Genomic DNA, 3,112 nt, shown 5'->3' with positions numbered 1-3,112 from the left:
TTTTCAAACAAAATACAAATAAATTTGTTGAAAAAAACACAAAAGTAGATGAAAATGGTATATAGCGATGAAAACGATTTTTGTAGTTGACGACAATGATATTAACCTGTCAATGGCAAAACACGCGTTAGAAGCACATTATCGAATTTTGACTATACCCTCCGCGGAAAAAATGTTCACTCTTTTAAAAAAGATTACGCCGGATCTTATCCTTCTTGATATTGAAATGCCCGATATGGACGGGTTCGAAGCGTTATTATGCCTTAAAAGCGTCCCATTATATTCCGGCATTCCCGTAATATTTCTTACGGGCTACTCGGACGATACGGTTGAAGCCCGCGGTTTTGAGTTAGGCGTAATAGATTTTATTACAAAACCCTTCTCTACCCTAGTGCTTTTAAACCGCATTAAAACCCACTTAAATATTGACGATCTTATCCGCGAAAGGACGGCTAGGATCAGGCGGATGCAGGACGGCATTATTACCGTATTGTCCGACGTAATCGAAGAGCGCGACAAAGAAACAGGCGGGCATAATGACCGCACTTCGGCTTATGTAAAATTACTGATTATAGCGATGAAAGAACGCGAGGTATACGCCGAAGAAATAAGCGGCTGGGATCTTGAAATGGTCGCCTCGTCGGCGCGCCTGCATGACGCCGGTAAAATCCATATATTGGACGCGATTTTAAACAAACCCGGAAAATTGGACATAGATGAATTTGAACAGATGAAATCCCATACTACAGCGGGAGCCAGGATAATAAGCAGGATTATCGACCAAACGGATGAAGAAGAATTTTTGCGTAACGCAAAATTATTCGCGGAATACCACCATGAACGATGGGACGGCGCAGGTTACCCTTACGGGTTAAAAGGAACGGAAATCCCGTTGCAGGGGCGCATTATGGCGATTGTTGACGTATACGACGCGCTTTTGTCCAAGCGGCCTTATAAAGAACCGCTATCGGAGGAAGAAGCGGTTAACATCATCGCGCTAAACGCAGGCAAGCAGTTTGATCCTAAAATCGTCCAGGTGTTTCTTGAAATAAAGGACAAATTTCAAGTTTTAAGAGAGGCTTTGTAATTTGAGAATAAACCGTTCGGTAATAACCGGAGCCGCCGCCGTTTTTATCCTTCTTTCCCTGATAGGCGTATTTATTATGCACCTCTACAGCATGGAAGCCATGAATCTTGAAAACGCCGTTTACATGGAAGAAGACAAACTTAAAGACGACATGATGTACCTTGAATCTTTTCTTGAAAGCGACAACAGCATCATACACCTTGAAAGCGGCGATTATATAAAAGAGAAAGAAAAGACGTTTTCCCCTTTGGCCCATCACGATCTTGTCGAAAACATGGCGCATGATATGGGAATAGAAGTGGCAATATATATCAGGGAAAACAACAATTTCCACTGTATAACGTCCAGCATTACCGATTCTAACGGGAAACCAGCGGTAGATGTTTTTCTTGGAGAGGAAAGCGCGGCGTACGAATCCATTCAATCCGGCTTAGATTATACGGGTAAAGACGTAATTCTAGGCGTTGAATACGTTACATTATACCGCCCTCTTTTCCAGCCCGACACAAACGAAGTCATTGGCATTTTATTTACCGGCATCAAAATGGACGCTGTAAAAAACATCATTTCGCATAAAAACAACGAGATGTCTATGCATATAGCTTTTATGAGGATATGCGTCATAGCCCTTGGAACATTGCTGACAGTCGTCCTGATTACCATATTGGCCCGCATTATCGCCGAAAGAAACATGGCGGAAATGCATTTACGGGTCATATTTGACTCCATGCCTTTAGGCGCGAACATACACGGCAAAGGCTTTGAATTTCTTGACTGCAATGAGAGCGTCGTAAAAATGTTCGGATTGTCAAACAAGCAGGAATATCTTGATAATTTTTACCGATTGTCGCCGGAATATCAGCCGGACGGCTCATTATCAAAAGATAAGATGATTGAACATACCGACAGGGCTTATAAAGAAGGGTACGATCATTTTGAATGGATGCACCAGACATTGCGCGGAGAACCGATACCGTGCGAAATTAAGATTGTGCGCATTAAACATAAAAACGAATATACCTTAGCCGCCTATTTGCGCGATTTACGCGACATAAGAACCGCGATTAAACAAATGAACGAATCGGAAAAATCGCTTCGCATTATGAACAATGTTTTAAACAGCATAGATGCGCAAGTTTATGTTACCGTCCCCCATTCGGGCGAAATTTTATTTATAAACGACTGCATGAAAAAAGTTTTTAATGTAGGGGATGAATGTATAGGAAAGCTTTGTTACAAAGTATTTCTAAAGGATGTGGATAAAATATGCGATTTTTGCCCCTGTTATCAGCTTGACAAGGATCCGGACAACGCCGTCGTATGGGAAATGCACAACCCGGTTTCTAACCAAATATACCACAATACCACCCGTTACATAGAATGGCACGACGGAAGAAGGGTTCAAATCCAACATTCGGTCGACATGACCGATTTGATAAAGGCAAAAGAACAGGCGGAACAGAGTAACCGTTTCAAGACCCAGTTCCTGTCGCGCATGAGCCACGAAATACGTACTCCCATGAACGCAATACTCGGCATCACTGAAATTCAACTTCAGGATGAAGCTCTTACGCCTAGTTTAAGGGAAGCGCTGGATAAAATTTTCAATTCCGGCTATTTGCTGTTGGGTATCATAAACGACATATTGGACTTGTCCAAAATAGAGGCCGGTAAACTTGAACTTGCACCTGCGGGATATGACGTTCCAAGTCTAATTATTGACACGGTTCAGCTTACCGTTATGCATTACGAAAGCAAGCAGATTGCCTTTAACCTTCATGTTGACGAAAACATTCCTTCAACGCTGTTCGGCGACGAATTGCGTATTAAACAGATATTGAATAACCTGCTTTCCAACGCGTTTAAGTATACGGACAAGGGCGAAATTTCGCTGTCTGTTACCGTGGAGGATTTTAAGCAAGTAGAACAACAGGTAACGCTTGTATTCAGCGTAGCCGACACGGGACAGGGAATGACGGACGAACAGATTGAAAAACTGTTCGACGAATACTCACGCTTTAACAC

General features: G+C 42.5%; 2 protein-coding genes. Both read left to right on the top strand.

Annotation, left to right across the window (positions count from 1 at the left end):
• The first annotated feature begins 67 nt into the window (after positions 1-67).
• Entirely contained in the window at positions 68-1,087 is a 1,020-nt protein-coding gene (locus ACYVTD_RS11045) for an HD domain-containing phosphohydrolase (RefSeq protein WP_461247824.1), read from the top strand.
• Between the two features lies 1 nt (position 1,088).
• Positions 1,089-3,112: histidine kinase dimerization/phospho-acceptor domain-containing protein (locus ACYVTD_RS11040; RefSeq protein ID WP_461247823.1), on the top strand; the 2,024-nt coding region annotated here is incomplete at its 3' end.

The organism is Treponema sp. R6D11 (assembly GCF_054786075.1).
The sequence above is the reverse complement of the archived record's forward strand: the minus strand, read 5'-3'. Positions and strand labels throughout refer to the sequence as shown.